Here is a 23,095-nt window from a genome sequence, read left to right on the forward strand (position 1 = left end):
TGGGCTCAGCCGAACCTGGCCAGGTAGCGGTCGAGCGTGCGGTGGAAATGGCGGACGCGGATTTCCTGGTAGTCCCCAAGCTCCACCAGCCCGTTCTTCGACACCTTCAGGCCGTCCTGCACATAGGGCAGGTTGGCCATGTCCTGGTCGAACACGCCGGCCAGGGCCTGGCCAAGTTCGGTTGCAGCGGTCCACGGCTCGTCGTTTCCCAACAGGTGCATGGTCGGCGCCCGCGGCTTCTCCTGGCCCGGCGGCGTGCGGGTCAGGATCCGCACCTCCATCAGCGTATGGTCCTGGTCCGGCCAGGGCCGCCAGCGATAGACGATGTTGGGCATGAAGCCGCCCCAGGGGGCGAAGTTCGGGAACACATTGTAGGTGAAGGCGTCGAGCAGCTCCGCGTCGGTGGCGTGGCTGTGGTCGTGCCCGAACATCTGAGTGAACCGTTCGCGGTTGACCGCGGCCATGGCCGCTCGCGCGCTCATCCCCTCGGGCACCTTGACATTGAGGTCGGCTCCGCCGGCGCGGCCGTTGTACTTGAGGAATTCGTCGACGATCCACTGTTCGGACCGGCCGCTGGGGTCCAGGTGCGGCGAGAGCACGGCGAAAGGCGTGTAGGCCACATTCACGTGGTCGCCGTAGACGTTGTAACGGGTGTTGGCGTCACCGGTGAACGGCAAGATCTGGGGGTGGGTGATGACCGAGTGCCAGGCCTCCATGAAGGCCTCGGCGGTGGCCTTCCAGTTCGCCGGGATCACCTTGCCGACCCAGACCGATGTTACGCAGTCCTCGTGCCTCCACCGTTTGAAGTGCTCCGGCAGCGGGGCCAGGTATTCCTCCAGCGTAGGTCCGCCTTCGGCTTCCTTCAGGAAGATGTAGCCGCCCCAGCGCCCGACCTGCGCCTCCGGCAGTTTCATCTTCTCAGGCGCCAGATGGCCGAAGTCCCATTGGCAGGGAATCTGCTGCAGCGAGCCGTCCGTGTTCCAGGTGAAGCCGTGGAACGGGCACTTGAATTCCTTCGACCAGCCTGAATCCAGCCGCAGCTTGCGGCCCCGGTGCAGGCAGACATTGTGGAACGCGCGCACGGAGCCGTCGGCCTGCCGCGTGACCAGATAGGAGCGGCCGGCGTTCTCGTAGAGCACCACGTCACCCGGATCTGGCATCTCCTCCTCGCGCGCGGCGAACTGCCAGACGTTCGGCCACATCGCCGCGATCTCGCGCTGGAAGAACTCGGGCGAGGTGTATCGCGCGGCGGCCAGGGGCTCGGAGCCCATGTACTCGTAGGCGTCGAGCTTCATGAACTCGGGCGGCTCGACCGTGTCGGCCTTCATCAAGTCGTCCCACCCCGCGCCGGGGCAACGAGCCTGTCCGCCGACCGAGCGATCCCCATCGTGCGCCATGACCCACGCATCTCCCTATCCGTTTTGCCCGACGCTAGCAGGTCGGCTTAAAACCAACAAGCTTGATTGTTTTTTTGTCGAGGCCTAGCGTGGACCTCAAACGCGGCGCCGATCGCGGACGGGAGAAGACATGGGACGCTTGCAAGGCAAGACTGCCGTGGTGCTCGGCGCCGCGGGGGCGGGCAACATGGGCCAGACCATCGCCCGACGCTTCGCCGCAGAGGGCGCGCAGGTCGTGGTCGCAGGGCGGCGTCTCGATCCCCTTGAGGCTCTCGCCCAGGAGATTGGCGGGCGCGCGGTCGTCTGCGACATCACCGTGCGCAAGGACGTCGACACCCTTGCCCGTGCAGCGCTGGACTGGACCGGACGGCTGGATGTCGCCCTGAACGCGACCGGATGGGGCCTTCTCAAGCCGTTCCTCGAAACGACCGACGAGGACCTTGCGGCGATGACGGCCCTGCAATTCATCGGCCCGTTCCAATGGATGCAGGCCACGCTGGCGGCGATGATCGAGGCGGGCAACGGGGGATCGATCATCCAGGTCAGCTCGGCCACGGCCACTATCATGCTGAACGACCACGCCGCCTACATGGGGACCAAGGCGGGGACCGATCACTTGGTGCGGTGCGTCGCCAACGAGTTCGGGCGGTACGGAATCCGCGCCAATTCCATATCGCCCGGCCTGACCGCGACACCGATGACCGCCGAGGCCCAGGCGACACCGGGCCTCTTCGAGGCTTTCGCGCCCTGCTACCCCCTGGGCCGCGTCGGGACCAGCGACGACATCGCCGAAGCCGCGGTCTGGCTTGCGCAAGACAATTGCTTCATGACCGGCCAGAACCTGCAGGTGAACGGCGGCTTGACCCTGCGCCGCAATCCGGATCGGGACGAAATATCGGCCTCTGTGATACGGGCGATGCAGCCCAATCCAGTAAGCTAGGCCCCGCCATGCCCGACACCTTGATCCTGATCGACGAGCCGCGGCCCTTCGTGCGGCGGCTGACCCTGAACCGGCCGGACAAGCGCAACGCCCTTTCCAACGCCCTGCGCGCCGAACTGTTCGCCGCCCTCGAGGCCGCCGACCGCGACCCCGAGGTCAGGGTCACCATCCTGCGCGGCGCCGGAGCCTGTTTCTCCGCCGGCTACGACCTCTCGCCCGAGGGCGCGCGCCAGCCCCTGCCCTTCCACACCGCCGCCGGCCCCGGCCAGTGGGCGCGCCACGTGGTCGAGGGCTGTTTCCGCGTCTGGGACCTGGCCAAGCCGGTGATCGCCCAGGTGCACGGCTGGTGCCTGGCCGGCGGCTCCGAACTCGCCACCGCCTGCGACCTCGTCTATGTCGCCGAGGACGCCCAGATCGGCTACCCGCCTGTTCGTATGATGAGCCCGCCGGACAACCAGTTCCACGCCTTCCTCTGCGGCTTGCGCCCCGCCATGGAGATGATGCTGACCGGCGACGCGATCGACGGCGTTGAAGCCGTCCGCGTCGGCTTCGCCAACCGCGCCTTTCCCGCCGAACGCCTGGAAGACGAGGTCCTGGCCATGGCCGAGCGCGTGGCCAAGATCCATCCTGACGTGCAGCAGATGAACAAGCGCTCCGTCCATCGGGCCATGGAGCAGATGGGGCTGCGCGCAGCCTTGCGCGCCGGCGCCGAGATCCAGGCCCTGGCCCTGACCACCCCGGCCTCCAAGGAGACCTTCGCCCGCTTCAAGACCAGCGTCAAAGACGCCCTCGACGCCCGCGACAAGGCCTTTGGCGACTACAGGACAGGCGGCGATCACGCCTAGCTTGTCGTCCGGAAAGCTGGGCGCGGCGGTCGAAAACGACTTGCGCGTCTCAGCCGGGTCGCCGTAAGCCCGTCCATGATCGGCGGCCCTGGGCTTGGGGCCTCCTGAGCTGGATGATGTCAGGCATGAGGATCGGGATCGGCGGCGAGCACCGGCCCCCCGGCCGCGGCCACTCAGATCGGCAGAGCGACGACGAAGCGCTTCATGTCGGGGGAGCCATTGTCGTATCGAGAGCGGCCAGGGCGTGCTGCTCGAAACGAATTGCATGAACAGGGAGGGTCCCCGGGGCTTGGCGGGGCCTTGATTTCGGGGTGGCGACTGGCGATCGTTCCAGGCGCCGGCCCCGCTAGAACCATCCCCTCAGGCCAACGACAAAGGCCGCGCCGGCGGGCGCCTCGCCGACAGCGCGGAAATAGGACGCCGTCCTGCCGACCTTCCGGTCCCACGAGACGCCGACGTAGGGCGCGAACTCTCGGCGAATCTCGTAGCGCAGGCGAAGGCCCAATTCCGCGTTCGACAGGCCGGAACCGGTGCGGGTCCTGGGGTCGTCGCTGGCGGCGAAGTTGAACTCGGCGCGCGGCTGCAGAACGAGGCGCTGGGTGAGCCGAAGATCATAGGTCCCCTCGGCGCGGGCCAGCACCTGGCCCTGGGTGGAAACGAACAGTGCGCCTTCGAGATCGAACCAGTAGGGTGCGAGCGCGCGGGCTCCGAGCGTGAGATAGGTCCTGGCCCGTGGCGCGAAGTCCTGCCGCACACCCGCCTGCAGGTCGACATAGCGGCCGACCGCGCGCGAATAGAGAGCCTGCGCCTCGGCGGTCTCAAGGCTCTGCTTTGTGCTCCCGTCTCCCTCTGAACGAACGAGGAAGCGGTCGAGATCGTGGCCGGCCCAGGCCTCGCCGTCCCAACGGTAGCCGCCACCGGAGCCCGCCTGATACTCGCCGAGGTTCAGCATCACCTTGGAAAAGGCCATGCCCCCCATTTCTTCGCGGGTCATGGCGCGGGCATGGGCCATGGCCGCTGGATCGAAATAGCGGTCGGCGGCGTAGTCGCCGCTCCACGGCGGCGGGGATTGAACTGGCGGCGTCGCAGTTGAAGGCGCCGGAGCGGGCTGGGCCGGCGCGGCGGGCGCCGACATGCCCGGCATGCCGGCCATGCCGCCCTGGGCGGGCGAAGTTGTTGCGGCCGGCGGAGAAGACGGCTGCATCTTCATGCCGGCCATATCTCCCTGGCTCATGGTTTGCGCCATGGCCGGACCTGCAATGAGGAGGCTTGCTGTCAAGAATAGGGCCAGCCGGGTCATATCGCCTTCTCGTCCAGCGGACGCACGGCGAAGACCTGGAACATGCCCACGGCCATGTGCAGGAACATGTGGCAATGGAAGGCCCAATCGCCGGCGGCGGGGGTGAAATCCCAGCTGACCTTGCCAGCGGGCATGACATTGACCGTGTGCTTGCGCGGGCGATGGCCCTCCGGCCCATGCGCTAGCTCGACGAAATGACCGTGCAGATGCATCGGGTGGGACATCATGGTGTCGTTCACCAGGGTGACCCGAACCCTTTCGCCCGAGCGGAACATGAGAGGCTTTGTGGTGTCGCTGTAACGCTCGCCGTCGAGGCTCCACATGAACCGTTCCATATTGCCGGTCAGATGGATTTCAACGGTCCGGCCCGGCGCCCTCTGGTCGGGGTTGGGTTCGAGGGCGGCCAGGTCCTTGTAGACCAGCACCCGGTGGCCGACGCTTTCCAGCCCCTGCCCCGGCTCGCCAGTGCGATCCTGGGGCATGGGAGCGATCATCTCGACGCCAGGGCCGAGCTTCACCTGAGGGGCGTTGAGAGGATCGCGCATCGACATCCGCATACCGCCCATATCGCCCATCACGTCCGAGCCACGCGGCTTCGGCTGCGCCATGCCAGGCAGGACCTGGGCGGTCGCCGGCGCGGGCATCGCCATGCCGGCCATGGAGGCGCCCACCGGCTGCGAGCCCTTCTGCATAGCCGACATGTCCATGCCCATATCGCGCAGGGTGTCGATCGGCCGCGGTCGCAACGGCGGGAACTCGGCGGTCATCCCCGTACGTGGCGCCAGCACCCCCCGCGCCATGCCCGACCGGTCGACAGTCTCGGCGACGATGGCGTAGGCCCTGTCCTCGGACGGCTGGACGATGACGTCGTAGGTCTCGCCATTGGCGATCTGGAACTCGTCGACCACTACGGGTCGCACGTTCTGGCCGTCCGACGCCACCACGGTCAGCTTCAGGCCGGGGATGCGTACATTGAAGATGGTCATGGCCCCGGCCGCGACGAAGCGGAGCCGGACGCGCTCGTCAGGCTTGAACAAGCCGGTCCAGGGGGCGTTCGGACCATGGCCGTTCATCGGGTAGGTGAAGGCCGCGCCGGTCACGTCGGCGATGTCTGTCGGATCCATCAGCATCTTTGACCACTCGACCCGCTCGGCCAGGGTTTGGTCCTTGCCGGAGAAGAGGCCCGCTATGGTCTGGCGCTGATAATTGAAGACGCCGCTGTCCTGCTTCAGCTTGGCCAGGATCCGCGCTGGCGGCGTGAAGCTGTAGTCCGAGAGCATGATCACGTGCTCCCGGTCATAGGCGACCGGGTCGGACCCTTTCGGCTCGATGATGATGGGGGCGAACATGCCCTCCATCTCCTGGAAGCCGGAGTGGCTGTGGTACCAGTAGGTTCCGTTCTGGATGACGGTGAACTCGTAGACGAAGGTCGAATGCGGCGGGATTCCCGGAAAGCTGACGCCGGGCACGCCGTCCATCTGAACGGGTGTGAGCACGCCGTGCCAGTGGAGCGAGGTCTCCTCGTCCATGCGGTTTTCCACCGCGATGCGAGCGCTTTGGCCTTCCTTCAACCGAAGCAGCGGCCCGGGCATGGTTCCGTTGATCAGCACGGCCCCGCCGGGGCGGCCGTCGATGGTCACCGGCCGCCGCTCGATCACCAGCTTCAGGTCCTGCCCGGACAGCGTCGGCGGCGCCTGGGCTCCAGGGCTGGTCGTCTGGGCCCAGGCCGGCCAAAAGTTCGCCGCCGCCAGGCCGCCGCCGAGACAAGCTGCTGCGCCGAGGACGCGGCGCCGATCCATGGTCTTCATCTTGCGTTCCGTCGTGACGCCCTTCGGAGTGCAGAAAATACGCAGCAGCGCGTCGCTTTCCCTCAGCAATAACCGACAAATCGTCGAAGATGCCGATCGCGACCTTGATCGCGTTCACCCGCTCAACGTCGCCAAAGCCGCGAGGGATCAGCTTGGGCTAGCGCGTATTCCAGCAGTTTCACAACAGGACCTGATGCATGAAGCTCCACTTGATCGGCGCCGCGCTCGCCTTGACTCTAGCCGGGACCGCCACCCAGGCCTTGGCCCATGCGCACCTCGTGGCCGCTGATCCGGCGGCTAACGCCGTCGCCCCCGCGCCGAAGCAACTGACCCTGAAGTTCAGCGAGCGGCTGGAGCCCAAATTCTCGGGCCTTGCCGTGACCATGCCGCAGATGAGCGGCATGGCGGCCGCCGCGAAGGTCGAGGTTTCGCCGGACGGCAAGAGCCTGATCGCCACCCCGAGCGCGCCTCTGTCGGCCGGCGTCTACAAGGTGAGCTGGCACGCAGTGACCGCCGACACCCACCGCACCGAGGGCGCCTTCACCTTCACCGTCCGCTGAGCCCGTGGAAGCCGCGTTCGTCCTGATCCGCCTCGCGGGCTTCCTGGCCGGCGCCACGCTGTTCGGCGCGCCGATCTTCGCTCTGTACAACCCGCCGCTGGCCGAAATCGTGGCCAGCCGGCTGAAGCCCATGCTGATGACGGCGGCCTGCCTTTCGGCTGCCGCGGCGATGGCTGGCCTGGTCATGCAGACAGGACGAATGGCCGGTGACCCCGCCGCCGGCCTCGACCCCGCCACCCTGGGTGACGTCGTCAGGGGCACGGGGTTCGGCGCCTCGGTGCTCGTGCGAACCGGCGCGACCCTGCTTGCGCTCGGCCTGCTGGTCGGGCTCCGGCCCCCGCGCCAGCTCTGGACGCTGACGACCATCCTGGGCGCGGTCGGGCTGGCCACCCTGGCCCGGGCGGGACATGGCGCGGCCGACGAGGGGATCGCAGGGCTGGTGCACACGACGGCTGATATCGCCCACCTGCTCGCTGCCGGCGCCTGGCTCGGCGCACTCATGATGTTCGTCTTGGCGCTAGAGGCCCGCGGTTGCGGCGCAGCCGAGGCCCAGGTGATTCACCGTGCGCTGAAAGACTTTTCCGGAGTTGGCTCCATCGCTGTCGCTGCCATCGTCGCATCCGGCCTGGCAAACGGGTGGTTTCTGGTGGGCCTGGGCCACCTGGGCGGCCTTACAGCCTCACCATGGGGCCGGCTCCTGATCGTCAAGCTGGTGCTGTTCGCCATGATGCTGGCCTTCGCCGCGCTCAACCGCTTTCGCCTGACACCGAGGCTAGAGGCGGCAGGGTCGGATGACCCGGGCGCGGCGATCTCGGCGCTTCGCTACAGCATAGGGCTCGAATTCGCCCTGGGCGTCGGGGTTCTGGCGCTGGTGGCGGCCCTCGGGGTGCTGACGCCGCCCGTATCGGCGCCTTGAGGGATCGCGCCTGGCTCGTGCGTAATTCAGGCCAACAACACCGCGACGACAGAGATTCCCGAATGAAACTTCCCTTCGCTTTGCTTGCGCTGCTGGCCGCCGGCCCCGCCTTCGCCCAAACCATGCCGGACACGCCAGCCTCGAGCACGCAACAGCCTGCCGCCGCCACCGCCGAAGGCGTCGGCCAGATCAAGTCGATCGACGCTAAGGGCGGGACCCTGACCATTCATCACGGCCCGATCGCCGCCCTGGGTTGGCCCGCCATGACCATGACCTTCAAGGCAAGCCGCGAGGCCTTGCAGACCGCCAAGGCCGGCCAGACAGTGAAATTCACGCTGAATACCCCGGAAAACGAGGTCGTGGCGGTGCAGGCTCAATAATAAGCGATGTGCAAGCAGGGCATGAACGCCAAGGAGGCGATCGAGACATGACGCGGAACCTCGACGACTGGATCGCCGAGTTGGCCAACGCCCCTGCGGACCGGTCACTGGCCGGGCTCGAGGCGTCGGTCGAACAGAGCATCGCCGAGCGGCGACGCGAGACGCGCGCCATTGCAGCCTTGGCGCCCGTGCAGGCGGCGACCTTGGCGGTTGCGCTCGCCATGGGCGTCGCGGCCGGCGGCGTCGTGATCGGGACGGCGACCCGTGGGCAGCCTGCAGGCGTATTCGCTGCGGCTACCCTGCTTGCGCCCTCCACCTTGCTGGATGGTGAGGGATGAGCCTCGCCCGCAGCATCGCGCTGACCCTGATCCTTTCCATCGCGGTGGCGGCGATCGGGGCCTGGGGCGGCGCCGAATACGCGCTCCACCGAATGCGCCCGCAAACCCCGCTGCACGAGCTGGTGCACCAGAAACTGCGCCTGACGGCGGACCAGCAGCGCCGGATCGAGGGTCTAGAACGCCAGCATGAACAGCGCCGACAGGCCCTGCAGGCCGAGATGCGCGCCGCCAATGCGGATCTCGCCCACGCCATCCAGGCGCAGCACGCCTATATGCCAGAGGTGCAGGCGGCCGTCGACCGGTTCCACCACGCCATGGGGGACCTGCAGAAGGAGACCATCCTGCACGTCCTGGCGATGCGCCAGGTGCTGACGCCCGAGCAGGCTGAGCAGTTCGACGCCACCGTCGCCAGGTCGCTGACCGAAGAACCCAGGTGAGCCTTGACCCTACGGCGGCCGACCAGGCGCTGGCGCGACGGGCCGCCGAAGGCGACGACCGCGCGTTCGCCGAGCTCGTCCGTCGGCATAAGGACGGCCTCTATCGCCTGCTGCGCCGCTACACAGGTAACCCCGATGACGCCTACGAGGCGGCGCACGAGGCCTTCATCGCCGCCTGGGGCGCGCTTCGGCGCTACGACCCGGCCCGCCCTTTCGGGGCGTGGCTACGCACCATCGCCATCAACAAAGCCCGCGACCGCAGCCGCCGGTCCAAGGTCCGCAGGCTGCTGTTCGGGGACAGACCGATCGAGGAGAGCGGGGCGATGCAAGCCGCCGATCCCGCATGCGGAGCCGAAGAAACCCTATTCCAGATCCAGCGCGCCAGGATGCTCGATCGGGCGATCGCGGCGCTCCCGCCTCAGCTCAAGGAGCCGCTGCTGCTGACCGGGTTCGAGGGCCTTTCACAGCAAGAGGCCGGCGCCGTCCTCGGCGTGTCGGCCAAGACCATCGAAACGAGGGCCTATCGCGCCCGCAAAATCTTGGCCGCTCGCCTCGGCGGCTCAATGACCTGAGGGTCGCGTTGAGGCCTACCGCCGCCGTGGTCTCCGCTCATAGGCGAATGGAGCGTAGCCGCAGCGCATTGCTGATGACACTGACCGAGGACAGCGCCATGGCCGTGGCTGCGATCTGCGGCGAGAGCAGCAATTTGAAGGCGGGATAGAGAACGCCCGCTGCAATCGGAACCCCCGCGGCATTGTAGATAAAGGCGAACACCAGGTTCTGGCGGATGTTGCGCATCACCGCCCGCGACAGGCGCCGGGCGCGCACCAGGCCCTCCAGATCCCCTTTCAGCAGGGTGACGCCGGCGCTTTCGATGGCCACGTCGGCGCCGGCGCCCATGGCCACCCCGACTTCCGCCGCCGCCAGCGCCGGCGCATCGTTCACCCCATCGCCGGCCATGGCCACCGAGCGGCCCTCGGCGCGGAACTTCTGCACGACCTTGGCCTTGTCCTCGGGCAGCACCTCGGCCTCGACCTCGTCGATCCCGAGCCGCTTGGCGACGGCCAGCGCCGTGGCGCGATTGTCGCCGGTCATCATGATGACCCGCACGCCTTCGGCCCGCAGCGCCCGAACGGCCTCGGGCGTCGAAGCCTTGATCGGGTCGGCGATGCCCAGGAGCCCCGAGAGCTCGCCGTCGATCGTGGCGAAGACGGTGGTGGTTCCATCGCTGCGCAGAGCATCGGCTTGCGCAGCGAGAGGCGTGAGGTCGGTTCCTTGCTCCGTCATGATCCTGGCGCCGCCGAGCACGATGCGCTTCCCGTCGACGATCCCCAGGACCCCCTTGCCCACCGGAGAGTCGAAGTCCTTGGCTTCGGACAGGCTCAGGCCGCGCGCCTTCGCCGCGCGCAGAACGGCGTCGGCCAGCGGATGCTCGCTGCCCCGCTCCAGGCTGGCGGCCAGGCGCAGCAGTTCGTCTTCGGCCATACCGGCGATCGGCTCAATCGCGATGACGGCCGGCCGCCCCTCGGTCAGCGTGCCGGTCTTGTCGACCACCAGGGTGTCGATCTTCTCGAAGCGCTCGAGCGCTTCGGCGTTCTTGATCAGGACGCCGACCTGGGCGCCGCGTCCGACGCCCACCATGATCGACATTGGCGTAGCGAGCCCCAGCGCGCACGGACAGGCGATGATCAGCACCGAGACGGCCGCCACCAACGCGAAAGCGAAGCGTGGTTCAGGCCCGACGATGCTCCAGGCCACGAAGGCCGCCGCGGCCACGGCGATCACCGCCGGCACGAACCAGCCCGACACCAGGTCGGCCATCCGCTGGATCGGCGCCCGGCTGCGTTGGGCCTCGGCGACCATCTGCACGATGCGGGACAAGAGGGTGTCGGTCCCGACGCGTTCGGCCCTCATGACGAAGGAGCCGGTCTTGTTGATCGAGCCGCCGACGACCTTGGCGCCCGGCTCCTTGGTCACGGGCATGGATTCGCCGGTGACCAGGGACTCGTCGATCGAGACCCGGCCTTCGGCCACCTCGCCGTCCACCGGAACCTTCTCCCCTGGCCGCACGCGCAGCCGGTCGCCGACCTGGATCAGATCAAGCGTGACCTCCTCGTCGCTCCCGTCCGGCCGAACCCGGCGCGCGGTCTTCGGCGCCAGGTTCAGCAGCGCCTTGATCGCGCCGGAGGTGCGCTCGCGAGCCCGAAGTTCGAGCACCTGGCCGAGCAGGACCAGTACGGTGATGACGGCGGCGGCCTCGAAATAGACCGGGACAGCGCCCTCCGTGTCGCGGAACGCCGGCGGGAAGAGGCCGGGCGCAAGGGCGGCGACCATGCTGTAGGCCCAGGCCACGCCCACGCCCATGGCGATCAGGGTGAACATGTTGAGCTTGCGGGTCCTGAGAGACACCCAGCCGCGCACGAAAAAGGGCCAACCCGCCCAGAGCACCACGGGGGCGCTGAGCGCCATCTGGAACCAGGTGGAGTTCTGGCGGCTGATCAGCATCATCAACCCGGTCAGGTGGCCGCCCATCTCAAGCGCCAGCACCGGCAGGGCCAGGACGAGGCCGATCCAGAAACGCCGGCTCATGTCCATCAATTCGGCGCCAGGTCCCTCGTCGGCGGTGACCGTGGCCGGTTCCAGCGCCATGCCGCAGATCGGGCAAGCGCCAGGGCCTACCTGTCGGATCTCGGGGTGCATCGGGCAGGTGTAGATCGTCCCCTCGGGCGCTGGAGGTGCTGGCGGCCGCGACTCGGGCTCAAGATAGCGCTGCGGATCCGTCTCGAACTTGGTCTTGCAGCCCGCCGAGCAGAAGAAGAACCGCCGCCCTTCCCATGCGAGCCGATGCGGCGTCGTCTCCGGGTCGACCGTCATGCCGCAGACCGGATCGAGTATGCGGCCATCGGCGGGCGCCGCCATCGCGCGACCGGCATGATCATGCCGATGGTGATGGTGGCTGTCGCTCATCGCTTCGTCTCCGGCAGGTCCGGTCCATGACGGGCCTGCCCTCACGAACTATATACCCCATATGGGTATTTCAAGGTATACCCTGGCAGGGTATGTTCGTCGATAGGGAGGCCGTGACATTGATCGAGGACAACAAGCCCAAAATTCTGAGCCGGCTGCGGCGCATAGAGGGTCAGGTGCGCGGCGTCGCACGGATGGTCGAGCAAGACCGCTACTGCATTGACATCCTCACCCAGACCCAGGCCCTGCGCGCCGCCCTGGCCCGGATCGAGGCCATGCTGCTGCGCGACCACATCGACCATTGCGTACGCAGCGCTTTCTCATCCGGGGATGTCGAGGACCAGGGCCGGAAGATCGACGAGTTGGTCGAAGTGCTGCAGCGCACGGCGCGCTAAGCCGTTTGCAATCAATCGGGGACGATTGCGCCCCGGTCCGGAGGGGGTCACCAGCGCCGCTTATATCGCCTACAGCAGTAATCCTGCACTACCGCGTCCGGCTGCGCCTTCGGCTTAGCGAAACTCCAGTTGCTCCCGCTCAAACGCGTTTTCGGCATGGGTACTGTGGCCGAGTCAGCCGGAGGATGCGGGGTCGTTGCGGTGTCGAATGAGCGCCCTTTGGCGCCGAGAGAATGCCGGTTTCACGCAGCCCAAGGCTAACGCGCTGAAAGTGCGCAACTACCTTGGATGCCAATAGTATGGATAAATTCCACGCCTTATGCGTGGCGGTGGAGGCAGTCGGGCCGCGAACGGTCTCCGCCGAGATGCGGCTATTTTGTAAAATATATTGATTTTATTTATACTTTTATAATTTCGTCACCAAAAGGGATTGCCGCCGTGTTCCCTCATGATTTCCGTCATGATCCTGGAACGCGCCCTATGTTCTGGGTTCCACGGATCGAACCGGGCCTCTGCGGCGATCATCAAGAGGCCGCCGTCCGGCGTGCGTTCGGCCAAAACCGTATCGGGCACACTGAGCTTGGCCGCGCGCTCGGCGCAGAGATAGGACATCCATGCCATGGTGTAGCTGGACTTCGGGAATGACGGTTCTCCTGGCGATGCTGGCGATTCCTCGCTCCAGACGATTGCCCGGGCGTTGGCCCAAGGGGCCGGCCAGATCGAGATCATGGTCAGAAGCGCCGATTTGAATCCCGGATAGGTCACGATCGACGGATCGGGCGCTTTTCCATATCGACCGGCTTCGAAACAGTTGCGATTGCTCTGCTCTGATCCGGCCGTCAGATAGAAGCTGACGGATTTCGGATCCAACGGGGCGAAGGGACGATATCCACTGGCGGCCCATACGGAATAGCCCAGCTGCGGCCACGCCTTGCCCCAGTCATCTCGTTCAACATTGGCCTCGACCCAACTTGTAAAGTCGGTTCGCAACGGCGCGATAGGCTGACCTCGCGGCGTCTCGTCCACGTCGCTGGTTCCCCAGTTGGCGAAAGCCGGGTCGGCCTCGGTCAATGCATCCAGGGTCGCGAGAAACTTACGACCGATCTCAGCGGGGTCCTCTTTGCGGCCAGGCCATGCAGACCGGATTTCATAGGTGCAGTCGGTCATCGGCGAGGGCCCTTGTATGGAAGCACGAAGATCTCGATCCTTTCGGACATCCCTTCGAATTTTTTGAACAAGCTTCGCACATGTTCCGCAGCTTCGGCGTCCGCGAAATACCACTGGATCTCCCTGGAGCCGGCGGCAGCGATCTGGTTGAGCGCTTGTTTGAGCGTCTTTTGATCAACGCTATCCAAGAATTTCGACTTCGCCGCTCGCCGGAGCAAGTCCGTGAAGGTCGGTCCCTTCGCCTCGATCATTGCGCCCGTGCTGTGCCGGCAATCGTCGAATGTGACGGGCATGGCGATATTGCCAGGGTTGGGGAGCGCCACAGCCCAACCGCTCGGCGTCGGCGCCTCGGGATTGACGAAGTGCTTGACTTGATCCTCGTAGGCGCGAGCAACGCTGTCCGGACCTCCACCATATTTGTCCTTGACCGGCGCAGGACAGTAGCGAGGTTCCTTCTCGTCGACGTGATCCGGCGCGACCGCCGCCAAGTCGATAGCCACATGCCCATTGGGCAGGACCCTACCGACGATCTGGCCCTTCGGGTCGTGCAGCGTGCCGTCGGGCTGCTGCAGGATAGCCTGCTCGTCACCCTGGTCGTCATTGTAGATGATCCGCCAACCGGTTTCGCCGACCAGCCGCCCGACGCGCAGCCCCGGATGACCTGGCACGGGGTATTCCTCTTCGGGCGAGGTCTTGTTGGTCGGGATGAACAGCACCCCGAGGAAGACGGTAGGTGCGCTGAAGCGAGCTGCGATCAACGCCAACCGCAGCAATGCCTCTCGCGATAGATTCTGAAGCAAATAGCGCGCAACGCTCGCCCATTGGCCGCTGACACGGCCATTGCCAGCCGGAACGCGCGGTTGGCCAGGATTGTAAAACTTGTTGGCTCGGCCCCGGGTTGATGCCGCTATCCCAAGCGCCGAAAGGATCATGTCCGAACGGGCGCCGGCTTCCATAAGGGCGTCCGCCAGAAACGGCCGTTCGGAATCGTCGCGTGGCCGTCTAAGCGGGCCTAAACCCGACAAAGCCAAGTGCAAGTCGGCGTGAGCGTGATCGCCCTTGCTCCAATGCGCGACGGCTTGGCGAGTATGCCCAAGAGTTCCGGCTCCGATAGCTTCTCCATAGGCCGTGGCCAGCAGGGCTTCGAGGCGATCCTTACCGGCGCTGTTGACGCCTTCGCCCTCTGAGACATGGGCCAGCACCGTGCCCGCGCCAAGGATCAGGCCTTGCGCCTTGAAACACGGCCTCGGCTCGATTGGAGCAGCCGCGATGTACGCGCGACATGCCTTTCGCAAATCGTTTGCGATCAAGCGGGACTCCCAGATTGGATTTGAAACGCATCGCCCCGGAGGCGGACACAGTCAGTTCTGCACCGCTCATCTACACATCGATTCAACAGATCGTCAAGAACAAATCAAGAACATATGCAGCGTATGGCGGGCCTCGCCTCCCGTACCCAAACCGAACTGATACGCGCGTTCCGCGCGGAGACGCGCGCCTCGGGCGGCCCCAAAGAGCCGAGGAGACGGCCTCGAATAAATGCCCCCGTTACGGATTGCGCGCCAAAACTGTCGACAAATCAGCCGCTTACAGGGCGGCCCTGCAAGCGGAGACGAGTGATAGGGGTGGTTGGCGGCGCTGGCAGTCAGAGTGCAAAAAGTCTCTGCTTTCGGGCAGAAGAACGGAAGAGCGCCTTCCCGTCGGGCGATTAGCTCGTGCCCCCCTGGCAAGCCCCTCATCGACACCGGCTAAAGACCGCCCGGTCCCATTTGCCGACATTCCAAGTGCCAGCGAACGCGAGCTTTAGATCCTTCAAAGCCGACATTGGATTTGAAGCGAATGGGCCACTAGCGCGCCTGGCTTGAAGCGGTAGATTCCTACGGAATATTCGCTCCTCCGGTTTTTCGCTCTGGGCGCTCAGATGTCGCCTCCAACGGATCCGGCCTGCAGGGCTGCTTCATCACCGTTCCGCACGCAGGTCGCTCGCCAGGATGGGGGGCGCTCGAAAACCGGCCCAGCACGAGGCGCGAGGGATGCTCCGGCCCGGTCAGGATGGTGTTCGCGCCCGCCATTGAAATGGCGTTGAAGCTATATCCGCCCCAGTCGCTTGGCGCGTCGATCCAAAGGCGTATGCGCGAACCGGCGCGAAACACGTGGGCGAACTTGTTCAACTCCACCCGCAGCAGAACCGGCTCACCGGGCGTCAGCGGGGCAAGGGCCTCTGGCGTGTCGATCAGCGGCGCGCGAACCGGCGTGGCCCTGGCCTGGTCGACCGCGCGGTCCGATGCCCTGAGCCAGCTTCTCTGTACGAACTCTTCCTGCCCGTCCGGGCGCAGCTCGGTGAGGGTGACCTGGACGTCGGTATCGGTCCGCTGCGAAACCAGCCAGAGGTCGGTGCTGGCTGAACCGTAGGCTGTCAGGTCAGCGGTCAGGGGCTGGCTGGTGAAGGCGAGCGAGCCTTGCCGGTAGTCCGGCGAAATCGTCCCCCATTGGTCCTTGGAGAAATCGGCGTCGACGCTCGGCGCGGGGACCGGATAGCGATAGTCGGACTTGGCCTCCGTCGCTGGCGCGGTCCGCTCGAGGCGACCGCTAGCGGCGAGGTTGAACACCGTCGGCGTCACCGGCGCCGGCAGCGCGGGCCAGCTCAGCACATAGCGGGGCTTGGCCTGTTCGAAATAGCCGTGCTCGCCGGTTCCGGCGCTGGCGGTCTCCATCCACACCTGCAGGTGCGGGCGCGTGTCGAAGCCATTTGGCTCGCCCTTCACGAAACGGTCGAAGAAGGCGATCAGGGTCGGGCGGAAGGCCAGGGATTCATAGAGGTCGTGCGGCCCATTGCTCTGGATCATCCACACCTGCGAGGGCGGCAGGGTCTCCTGATAGTAGCCCTCGCGCGAAGTCACGGCCTCGTCCTGGAAGGCCTCCATCGAAAGCACCGGGACCTGGATGCGGCTCGTCCGGGCGGCCAGATGGCGCTGTTCGATGAAGGCGTCGCGCAGGGGGTGCTGCAGGATGATGGCCGAGGGCGAATGAGGCTCGGAGGTGACCAGGTTCTGCTTGATCTGGGCCAGGCAACGCGTGTCGCCCTCGGCCTCGGCGCTCTTGCGGGCCGACTCCCAGCGGCTGTGCAGGAAGTCCCACCAGTCGGCGACGAAGCCGGGCGCCTCGACCCCGCCCGGCGCCCAGCTGTCCAGGCGCGCATCACCTAGCACCATGCCCGGCGCGATCGCCTTCAGGTGCGGCGGCCGCTCGGAGGCGGTGGCGATCTGCGACATGCCGGCCCAGGACCAGTTGGCCATGCCCACTGCCCCGTTCGACCAGTCCTGGCCGGCGGCGAACTCGACGATGTCGGCGCCGTCCTGGCCGTAGGAGGCGCCCAGGAAGTCGAACACCCCTTCGGAACAGGCGGTCCCGCGGGCGTTGACCCCCATCACCGCATAGCCGTGCTGGACCAGGTCGCGGTCCAGCCCGGCGCTCATGGCGGTGTCGCCGTCCAGGTAGGCCGCCCCACCGATCGCACCCGGATCATAGCCGCTGTAGTTGATGATCACCGGGAACCGGCCCTTGGCCTTGGGCAGCAGCACGCTGTAGCGCAGCTGCACGCCGTCGCGGGTGGTCAGGTAGCCGGTGACGCGGTGGGCGAAGAAGGCCGCGGCGTGCTGGCCAGCCAGCTGGCTGGAGCGCTGCTGCGCCGCGGCCGGCGCGCCGCCGAACGCCATGCCGGCGAGCACGGCCACGCTGGCGAAGGCCAGGCGGCGGACGAAAGCCATTCGCACGGATGAGGCCATGGTGATCACGCTCGTCTAGTAGCGGTAGGCGACCGACACTCCGATGGTCCGGGGACGGAGGGTCACGTTGGTGAACAGGGTCGAACCCGGCAGGTCGTGATAGCGATAGAGCGCCGGATGGGCGTCCAGAACGTTGTTGGCGAACAGGGACAGGTCGACGCCGCGGTAGGTCCCGCCGGCGCGCACCCGCAATTCGTTGGTCGCCGGATTGGCCGGGATCGCCGTGTCGTAGAGCAGGTTCTGGGGATTGTAGCTGCTGTAAGGCCCCGGATTGCGGCTGTGATAGATGTCCTCGACCCGCACATAGCCGTCGCGGCGACCGGTGAAGTCGAACCGGTATTCGACCGAGCCGTTGATGTCCCAGGGCGAGTTCACCGTCGGCAGGACCCCGACCGTGTCGCCCTTTTCCACGATGACCGCCCCGTCGAACGTCGCGGTGCGGGTGATGTGGGCGTCGGTATAGGCGGCCGAGAAGGCGAAGTTCCAGTGATCGTCGGGCGCATACCGCAGCGACAGGTCGAAGCCCTGGCTGACCGCTGAGCCGGTGTTGGCGATGAAGTCGAAGGCGCAGCTGGAAATGGCGACGATCTGCTGGATGTTCTGCCAGTCGATATAGAAGGCGCTGGCGTCGAACTGCAGCTTGCGATCGAGGGCCCGCCCCTTGGCGCCGACCTCGTAGCTCCAGACTGAGTCGGAATTGAACGGCCCCGGTTCTGACGGCAAAGCGCAGCCGGCGGGATTGCTTGTGCTGGCCAGCGGGATCGGCTGGTTGGCGCCGCCGATCCGATAACCGCGGCTGACGGAGCCGTAGAGCAGGTCATCGGGCGTGGCCTGATAGGCCAGGGCGATCTTGCCCGACAGCGGCGTCTGCTTTTGAGAGCCAGCCGAGACCGGGAACAGGCTGTCCGCCAGGGGGCCGGACTGCAGTTGCTGGTACGAGGCCTCGACCCGGGCGACGCGCAGGCCGGTGGTCAGGGTCAGCTTGGGCAGCAGCTTGAAATCGACCTGGCCAAAGGCGGCGTACTGCTGGTCGGTCGACTTGATGGTCGACAGGAACAGGGGCGCGTCTGGCGCGTCGCCAAAGATGGTCTGGGAGATCTTGGGCGCGGTGACGTCCTGGTAGTCCTTCTGCACCGCGCGCGAATAGAACAGGCCCGCGGTCCACAAAAGGTTCGGGTCGACGCTGGAGGACAGGCGCAGCTCCTGGCTGAAGGAATGCACGCCGGTGCGGATATATTCCGGACCGGCGTCGGCGTAGCTGCTGGGATAGGCGACGCCCAAGGGGTTGCCGAAGCCGCCGAAGACGAAACCATTGTAGCTGGTGGTGTCGTCGGTGAGCTTGCCGTTACGCGACAGGCCTGAGGTGATCGAGGCCAGGGTGACCTTGCCGAAGTCGTATTCCAGCTTGAGCGACGGCAAGAGGAACTGGTCGCGGCTGGGCTGGGCCAGCAGGCGGCCGTTGCGGAACTCGCCCTTGCCGGGGTCGGACAGGTATTCGAAATAGGCCCCGGAGTCGTGGTTGTTCACGGATTGGGCGAACAGCGACGGCTCGACGGTGAAGTTCTCGCTGACCTTCAGCTTGAAGACTAGGCGCGCCGAATAGGAGTCGGTCGAGTTCGCGTTCTTGTCGACGACCTGCCCGTTGAACGGATCGACGTGGTCGACATAGCCGCCGTCGCGCCGACCCCAGAGGCTGGCGCGGAAGCCCAGCCGGTCGGCCACGATCGGCCCGCCTATGGCCAGGCCCGCCTCGTAGCTGGGATCGCCGCCCTCGGTGTCGGAAAGCTCGGCCGAGGCCAGGCCGGAATATTTGGTCAGGCTCGGCTCGGGCGATATGAACCGCACCGCGCCGCCCTCAGAGCCGGCGCCGAACAGGGTCCCCTGGGGGCCGCGGTCGACCTCGATGTGGTCCACATCGAAGATCGCCGGATAGGGATTGCCGAAATAAGAGAGGGCGGCGATCCGGGTCTGAATCGGGGTGTCGTCGATATAGACCCCGGTGGTCGAGGCGCCGACGCTGGAATTGATCCCGCGGATGGCGATGTTGGTCTCGGTCCCCGGCCCAAAGCCGGCGGAGGTGTCGAACTCGACCCCCGGCGCGATGGCGGCCAGGTCGGTGATCGATTTCACCCCGTCCTTGGCCAGCGCCTTCTGGTCCAGGGCGACGAGGCTGATCGGCACGCGCTCGGACGCCTCGCGCCGCTTGTTGACCGTGACGATGATCTGGGGGAGCGCTGCGGCCGTGTCTGACGCGGGCGACGCGGGCGGCGCGGTCTGCGCCTGGGCGTGATGGGTCGGCGCGGCGATGAGCAGGGCGCACGAGCCCAGCAGGGCCAGCTTGAGGCGCTGGCCTTCCGATCTAGGCATTGCCTATCCTTGTTTTACGGGGGTCGGTTGGACGGGGTTCAGTTCGGCCGCCAGGCTGCGGCCGCCTGCATGAAGGCCGCGGCCTCTGCGTAGGCGGTCTGGTCGCCGGGCTTGAAGTAGCTCAGCTTGACGATCACGGTCCGCGAAGCCGGATCGACGAAGATGTACTGGCCCTGCAGGCCGAGGGCGTAGAAGCTCTTGCCGCCCGGCGCGACCCACCATTGATAGCCGTAACCTCCCTCGGGCGAGTCCTTCACGTAGGACCGGGTGGCTTCCTCGATCCAGGCCTTGGGCACGATCTGCTCGCCGTGAGCTGAGCCCCCGTCCAGCACCATCTGGCCCAGGCGCGCATAGTCCCGGAGCGTGGCGTTGAAGCCCGCGCCGGTGAATTCGCGCCCGACGCCGGGCGGGCCGTCCATGATGAAGAAGGCGTCGGACTGGGCGCCCAGGCGCTCCCAGATCCGGCTTGTCATGTAGCTGGCGGCGTTCATGCCGGCAACCCGCTCGACCAGCCAGCCCAGCACCGCCGTATCCAGGGTCTTGTACTGGAACAGGGTCCCGGGCGGGGCCTTGGAGGGGATGGTCCTGGCCGCATCGGCGAAGCGGGTCACGTTCTCCACCAGGCTGCTCTCGTGGTTGCGCGCCGCGGTCCCCGGGTGCTCGAAGTCGTAGCGCTCCTCGTAGTCGACCCCGGACTTCATCTCCAGCACGTCACGGATGGTCGCGGCCTTGTAGCCGCCGTCCTTCAGCTCCGGCAGGTAGCGAACTATGGGGTCGTCGATCGAATGGATGCGCCCCTCGCTGACCGCCAGCCCGACCATCAGCGAGGTGATCGACTTGGCCATCGACCAGGACATGAAGCGGGTATTGGGGCCGGTGTTGTTGCGGTAGATCTCAGTGACGATCTTGCCGCCCTTGAGGATCAGGAGCGCGTTGGTGCGGTTGCGCTCCAAGAATTCATCGGCCGCGTAGGTCTTGCCGTCATAGACATAGGTAAAGTCGAGCGGCCGGGTCACCGAGGGCAGCTCCCAGACCGGCCCGCTGCGCCCGACCACGCGGGTGTAGAAGATCTGGTCCATCGCGTGGAAGGTCAGGCTGTTGACGTCGGCGTCCAGCATGTGGCGGCGCACCTGCTGGATGGCGGGCGGGACGGTGGAGGCGGCGAGGCCCGGCGCCGCTGCGGCTTCCGGCGGCGCGCCGCCCCCGCCATAGGAAGCCGGCTGGGCCAGGGTCGCGGCCGGCGCCAGGGCCAGCAACAGGGCGGCGCCGGCTGCGGAAGCTCCGGCCCGCGATGTTTCGACGATCCGGTTCACGGCGTTCGGCTTCTGCATCGCATTTCTCAATCTCGACATGACCATCACAGGACCCGGTGGACCTGGATCAGGCGATCGTTCTCGTTCGGTCCCTTGGCCAGCCGCATCTCCGGCGGGGGCGGGTAGATCAGGGTGGCGAGGAACAGGGACTTATTCAGCCAGTCGTACTTGCCTGCCCCGACCGTGAACCTGGGCATCAGCCGGTACGCGGTCTCGCTGTAGGCGAAGCCCTCGTTGTGGATGATGATCTGGACCGCGTCGTCGGTCTTCAGTCGGTAGAGGGCGTCGACGATCACCACGCCGTCCGGCCGGGTGAAGGGGAAATCGCCGCCGCCGGGGATCACCTGCCCACGGATATTGGCGCCCCAGAAGCGGCCCCCGACGATCGGCCAGATCTCGTCGCGCAGGCCGTCCGGCGCGTGGGGATCAGGCCCGGGCCGCTCGGGCGCCGAGCAGGTCACCACCAGGTTCATCACCAGCTCGGTGCGGATCGGGTCCAGCACCTTCAGTCCCGCGCCCTCGGCTTGCGCCGCGGCGCTGGCGCCGCTGCCCAGCATGGGAAGGCCGCCCAGTAGCGCCGCTGCGGCTCTTCGTGTCAGGCTCATGCAAACAGTCTCCACCGCAAGGGACGCTTCATCCGTATCAATACGGATCGGGGCCGCGCCGGTCTCGGCGTTGCCTGCCATCGGGGTTGGCGCTGAACGCCAATGTGTTGGGAGGGCTCAGACCAGGCTACGGCGAAGGGCCTGGGGCGTGAGGTCATAGTGATCGCGGAACGCCCGGTTGAAGGTTGAGATGTCGTTGAATCCCCAACTGAAGGCCACCGACGCGACGGTTCGGCGGCGTTGGCCCGGATCGGCCAGCTCGCGCCGGCATCGCTCCAGCCGCTCTGCGCGCAGCCAGCCGCCAAAGGTGATCCCCGACAGATTGAATAGGCGATGCAGCGTGCGGACGGACACGCCGGCTGTCCGCGCCACGCTCTGGGGATCGAGTTCCGGCTCGCTCAGCGCCCCGAGCGCTATAGACTTGAGGCGGGCGAGCGTCTCCGCCTGCTGAGCGGACATCTCCGGCTCGTCCAGCCGTGGTTTGGCTGAGGCCAGGAACAGCACCGCGTCCAGTAGCGCTGCCTGCAGCACCGCGCCTTCCGCGGCGGCCAAGTCGTCGCCTCGCCCAGCGGCGGTGGAAAGCATCGCTGCGAGGCAGGCCGACAGGCCGGTGCCGCCTGGCATGGGCCTGTTGACGGCCACGTCCCGACCGAAGGGATGGGACGCCGCCATCGCCGCTGGCATCGACAGGGCGATCATCTCGACCCCGGCGGAGGCGGCCTCGAGTGCGGCCTCCGAACGCAACAGCGCCATCTCCCCCGCGCCCAGGCCAATCTCGCCCTCGTCGGTCGCCAACTGCAGGCCGCCCTTGGTGACGAGGTAGAAGTCGAGCCCAGAGATGCCCCCGACGGGCGGCGCGGCGGCCATCCGATGCGGAACGTTGATGCGGTGAACCGCCCCATGCAATTCGCCGATTCTGAACAGACTGATGCTGGCGTCGATCAGCCGCGGCCGCACCGGCGCGACCTCGACGTGCGCCGCAAACCCCGCAACAGCCAGGTAGTCGCGCAGGGCCGTTTGATACCCCGCGGCCCGCACCTCAGGCTGCAAGCTCTCCGCGGAGAAATAAATATTCCCCATCCGCATCCCTTGAATCACCGGATCGGCGTGTCACATCGACGACACACGCAGAATGTTATGCGACATAACGACGAGATTGACCAGATGTCGACGGCTCTTGCCTCGAGCTCCCATTCAGTTCCGGCTATGGGAGGGGGTTTAAAAGGCCAAGCCGTCTCACGACGAATTTTGGAAGCACGCGCAACCCGCGTATAACGAGGTCCCCGTCACAAGGCCCCATAAACGGCATCGCCTCGCGGGCCTGTGCTCGAGGAACAGCCCGGCTTCCAGAACGCACTTCAGTTCCACCATCCACCCCAATGCCGCTTTGCGGACGCCCAAGAGATGGCTCATTCGAGAGTAGCGACTTATTCTGGCGACGCCCAGACCGGGCGCCACATTGGGCCAAAATGCGACACCTAGAGCCATCCCTGCCAGCGATGTATCGGATTTTCGAATAGGAATCGGACCGATTCGGTCGTGCCGGGATAGCGACGACCGCCCCGTTTCCAATCA

General features: G+C 66.5%; 20 protein-coding genes. 9 read left to right on the forward strand and 11 right to left on the reverse strand.

Translation table 11 applies throughout. The annotated features are described in order from the left end of the window. Window positions 1-5 precede the first annotated feature (5 nt). On the reverse strand, window positions 6-1,328 hold the full coding sequence (locus KCG34_RS12010) for an aromatic ring-hydroxylating oxygenase subunit alpha (RefSeq protein ID WP_211940580.1): 1,323 nt from the start codon (window positions 1,326-1,328) through the stop codon (window positions 6-8). A gap of 199 nt (window positions 1,329-1,527) precedes the next feature. On the opposite strand from KCG34_RS12010, the gene KCG34_RS12015 reads away from it, so the two are divergent. Both KCG34_RS12015 and KCG34_RS12020 read left to right on the forward strand, forming a co-directional pair. Further along, complete coding sequence (locus KCG34_RS12015) at window positions 1,528-2,337, forward strand: SDR family NAD(P)-dependent oxidoreductase (protein WP_211940581.1); 810 nt, start codon at window positions 1,528-1,530, stop codon at window positions 2,335-2,337. 8 nt (window positions 2,338-2,345) lie between these two features. Next, on the forward strand, window positions 2,346-3,182 hold the full coding sequence (locus KCG34_RS12020; protein WP_211940582.1) for an enoyl-CoA hydratase-related protein: 837 nt from the start codon (window positions 2,346-2,348) through the stop codon (window positions 3,180-3,182). Window positions 3,183-3,528: 346 nt separating this feature from the next. Here the strand turns inward: KCG34_RS12020 and KCG34_RS12025 are convergent, their stop codons facing one another. Both KCG34_RS12025 and KCG34_RS12030 read right to left on the reverse strand, forming a co-directional pair. Further along, the gene (locus tag KCG34_RS12025; RefSeq protein WP_249138316.1) at window positions 3,529-4,416 is read right to left on the reverse strand and encodes a copper resistance protein B; all 888 of its coding nucleotides are present in this window, start codon (window positions 4,414-4,416) and stop codon (window positions 3,529-3,531) included. Window positions 4,417-4,478: 62 nt separating this feature from the next. Continuing rightward, window positions 4,479-6,290 (reverse strand): copper resistance system multicopper oxidase, encoded by a 1,812-nt coding sequence (locus tag KCG34_RS12030; protein WP_211940584.1) that lies wholly within the window; start codon window positions 6,288-6,290, stop codon window positions 4,479-4,481. A gap of 197 nt (window positions 6,291-6,487) precedes the next feature. On the opposite strand from KCG34_RS12030, the gene copC reads away from it, so the two are divergent. The 6 genes from copC to KCG34_RS12060 all read left to right on the forward strand — a co-directional run bounded on the left by copC (window position 6,488) and on the right by KCG34_RS12060 (window position 9,493). Further along, a complete protein-coding gene (copC, locus tag KCG34_RS12035) occupies window positions 6,488-6,850 on the forward strand; it encodes a copper homeostasis periplasmic binding protein CopC (protein WP_211940585.1) in 363 nt (120 codons plus the stop codon). 4 nt (window positions 6,851-6,854) lie between these two features. Next, on the forward strand, window positions 6,855-7,766 hold the full coding sequence (copD, locus tag KCG34_RS12040) for a copper homeostasis membrane protein CopD (protein WP_211940586.1): 912 nt from the start codon (window positions 6,855-6,857) through the stop codon (window positions 7,764-7,766). Window positions 7,767-7,828: 62 nt separating this feature from the next. Continuing rightward, window positions 7,829-8,146, forward strand: coding sequence for a copper-binding protein (locus KCG34_RS12045; RefSeq protein ID WP_211940587.1), 318 nt, complete (start codon window positions 7,829-7,831; stop codon window positions 8,144-8,146). A 47-nt stretch (window positions 8,147-8,193) separates the two neighbouring features. Next, on the forward strand, window positions 8,194-8,484 hold the full coding sequence (locus tag KCG34_RS12050; protein WP_211940588.1) for a hypothetical protein: 291 nt from the start codon (window positions 8,194-8,196) through the stop codon (window positions 8,482-8,484). Next, on the forward strand, window positions 8,481-8,921 hold the full coding sequence (locus KCG34_RS12055) for a Spy/CpxP family protein refolding chaperone (RefSeq protein WP_211940589.1): 441 nt from the start codon (window positions 8,481-8,483) through the stop codon (window positions 8,919-8,921). Before KCG34_RS12050 ends, KCG34_RS12055 begins: the two co-directional genes overlap by 4 nt. Further along, entirely contained in the window at window positions 8,918-9,493 is a 576-nt protein-coding gene (locus tag KCG34_RS12060; protein WP_211940590.1) for an RNA polymerase sigma factor, read from the forward strand. The genes KCG34_RS12055 and KCG34_RS12060 overlap by 4 nt, the downstream gene beginning before the upstream one ends. A gap of 37 nt (window positions 9,494-9,530) precedes the next feature. On the opposite strand, the gene KCG34_RS12065 is transcribed toward KCG34_RS12060, so the two are convergent. Then, window positions 9,531-11,888 (reverse strand): heavy metal translocating P-type ATPase, encoded by a 2,358-nt coding sequence (locus KCG34_RS12065; RefSeq protein WP_211940591.1) that lies wholly within the window; start codon window positions 11,886-11,888, stop codon window positions 9,531-9,533. 113 nt (window positions 11,889-12,001) lie between these two features. On the opposite strand from KCG34_RS12065, the gene KCG34_RS12070 reads away from it, so the two are divergent. Further along, the gene (locus KCG34_RS12070) at window positions 12,002-12,283 is read left to right on the forward strand and encodes a metal-sensitive transcriptional regulator (protein ID WP_367576031.1); all 282 of its coding nucleotides are present in this window, start codon (window positions 12,002-12,004) and stop codon (window positions 12,281-12,283) included. A gap of 417 nt (window positions 12,284-12,700) precedes the next feature. Here KCG34_RS12070 and KCG34_RS12075 read toward each other — a convergent pair whose 3' ends face one another. From KCG34_RS12075 to KCG34_RS12105, 7 genes are all read right to left on the reverse strand, one after another. After that, window positions 12,701-13,450, reverse strand: a complete 750-nt coding sequence (locus KCG34_RS12075) for an Imm52 family immunity protein (protein ID WP_211940593.1) — start codon at window positions 13,448-13,450, stop codon at window positions 12,701-12,703. Next, on the reverse strand, window positions 13,447-14,760 hold the full coding sequence (locus KCG34_RS12080) for a hypothetical protein (RefSeq protein WP_211940594.1): 1,314 nt from the start codon (window positions 14,758-14,760) through the stop codon (window positions 13,447-13,449). Before KCG34_RS12080 ends, KCG34_RS12075 begins: the two co-directional genes overlap by 4 nt. Before the next feature lie 567 nt (window positions 14,761-15,327). Next, window positions 15,328-17,235 (reverse strand): CocE/NonD family hydrolase, encoded by a 1,908-nt coding sequence (locus KCG34_RS12085; RefSeq protein WP_211940595.1) that lies wholly within the window; start codon window positions 17,233-17,235, stop codon window positions 15,328-15,330. Window positions 17,236-17,250: 15 nt separating this feature from the next. Continuing rightward, window positions 17,251-19,602 carry a TonB-dependent receptor gene (locus tag KCG34_RS12090; protein ID WP_211940596.1) on the reverse strand — a complete coding sequence of 784 codons (2,352 nt, stop codon included), beginning with the start codon at window positions 19,600-19,602 and terminating at the stop codon, window positions 17,251-17,253. Between the two features lie 38 nt (window positions 19,603-19,640). Then, on the reverse strand, window positions 19,641-20,933 hold the full coding sequence (locus KCG34_RS12095) for a serine hydrolase domain-containing protein (RefSeq protein WP_211940597.1): 1,293 nt from the start codon (window positions 20,931-20,933) through the stop codon (window positions 19,641-19,643). 26 nt (window positions 20,934-20,959) lie between these two features. Next, on the reverse strand, window positions 20,960-21,520 hold the full coding sequence (locus tag KCG34_RS12100; RefSeq protein WP_211940598.1) for a DUF3237 family protein: 561 nt from the start codon (window positions 21,518-21,520) through the stop codon (window positions 20,960-20,962). A 117-nt stretch (window positions 21,521-21,637) separates the two neighbouring features. Then, a complete protein-coding gene (locus tag KCG34_RS12105; protein ID WP_211940599.1) occupies window positions 21,638-22,570 on the reverse strand; it encodes an AraC family transcriptional regulator in 933 nt (310 codons plus the stop codon). Window positions 22,571-23,095: the final 525 nt, after the last annotated feature.

The sequence above is a fragment of the Phenylobacterium montanum genome (assembly GCF_018135625.1).
GTDB lineage: Bacteria > Pseudomonadota > Alphaproteobacteria > Caulobacterales > Caulobacteraceae > Poindextera > Poindextera montana.